Source organism: Streptomyces sp. NPDC048057, from assembly GCF_040653095.1.
In the GTDB taxonomy this organism is placed as follows: domain Bacteria; phylum Actinomycetota; class Actinomycetes; order Streptomycetales; family Streptomycetaceae; genus Streptomyces.
Genome location: NZ_JBEZNF010000085.1, coordinates 1 through 1,285 on the forward strand (window position 1 = coordinate 1; position 1,285 = coordinate 1,285).

Genomic DNA, 1,285 nt, shown 5'->3' on the forward strand with positions numbered 1-1,285 from the left:
GGTAGCGCTTGTCAGTCGAACGGTCATGCCAGCTCGTGTACCCAGCCGCCAAGTCCTCTCTCATAAATTGGGAGTCTTCGCTACGGCCGAGGGTAGCGACCTCGCCCTACTTTCGAGTTCATTCCACTCAATTTGGGCATGGCGCAATTCATCAACGATGAAGGCTGATCTCAATTACTCTCCGTCCGATGTTTACGAGACATTTCCTCGACCTGCCACCACTGTCGAAGTCCGAAGCAATGGGGAAATTCTCGACAGGCTGAGATTTGATGTGATGATTGACAGAAGTGTGGGACTCACAAAGCTATACAACATGGTCCATGACCCTGCAGTGAAGGATAGCGACATCGAGTCTCTGCGCGAGAATCATCGGAAGATCGACCAGTCTGTACTCGAGTCCTGCAATTGGAAAGATGTCGACCTCGCTCACGATTTCTACCCAAATCGACAGGGTACGCGATTCACGGTCGCACCATCGGCTCAGATTGAAATCCTAGACAGGCTTCTTGAGCTCAACCATGCTCAGCATGAAAATAACTCACCAAAAAGTTCCCCCCACGCAACGGATCGGCATGCCATTGCGGCCGGATCGGCAGTTCATGGTCAGGAACATCTAACTCCGGTACGCGACGGGGATACCCTGTTCTGACATACTTCTCAGAACAGGGTATCCCCGTGGAGTGCGACGACTCCTTCGCTGTCGCGCATCAGTGATTGCTCCAGTCGTTCACGGCTTGCCGCATCTGCTTCTCGATTGAATCGTGTGTGGTTGAGCTCGAGAAGTCTGTCCAGGATCTCATTTTGCGCAACTGGGGCGACAGTGAAGCGGACCCCATTGCGGGTTTCATGGAATCCATGACCGAGGTCAAGGTCGCCCCATTCGTAAGCTTCAGCAACCGCCTCATCGACCGCTTTATGGCACTCACGGAGCCTACTTATGTCACTAGCAGAAACCTGTGGATCATTGACCAGGTTATAAAGTTTCGTAAGGCCCAATTCTCGGTTCCGCATGATTACAGTGCGAGTTTCGCTTAGGTTCTTTCCGGGGGATTCCAAGAGAGGGAGATGTTGCGGCATGGGAAATGTTTCAAAGCAATCGGACGGGGTGTACTGAAGGTCAGATTTCAGAGTCGCCGAATATTTCCATGCCCATAGTACGTGAATACTTGAGTTCAGCAGGGCCATTACATCAACACGGTCACTAGCAAAGAGAACGATCTTCTCGTTCAATACCTGACCCGTGGGCACGATGGTCGCCATGGCCGTTCGGCTCACCCGTGCTACT

2 protein-coding genes are annotated in these 1,285 nt (G+C 52.2%); one reads left to right on the top strand and one right to left on the bottom strand.

The genetic code is table 11. The features are described from left to right. Positions 1 to 649, top strand: a 649-nt coding sequence (locus AB0E05_RS36420) for a type IIL restriction-modification enzyme MmeI (protein ID WP_361971911.1), incomplete at its 5' end; no start/stop codon positions are given. Between the two features lie 8 nt (positions 650 to 657). On the opposite strand, the gene AB0E05_RS36425 is transcribed toward AB0E05_RS36420, so the two are convergent. Further along, positions 658 to 1,285: type IIL restriction-modification enzyme MmeI (locus AB0E05_RS36425; RefSeq protein WP_361971913.1), on the bottom strand; the 628-nt coding region annotated here is incomplete at its 5' end.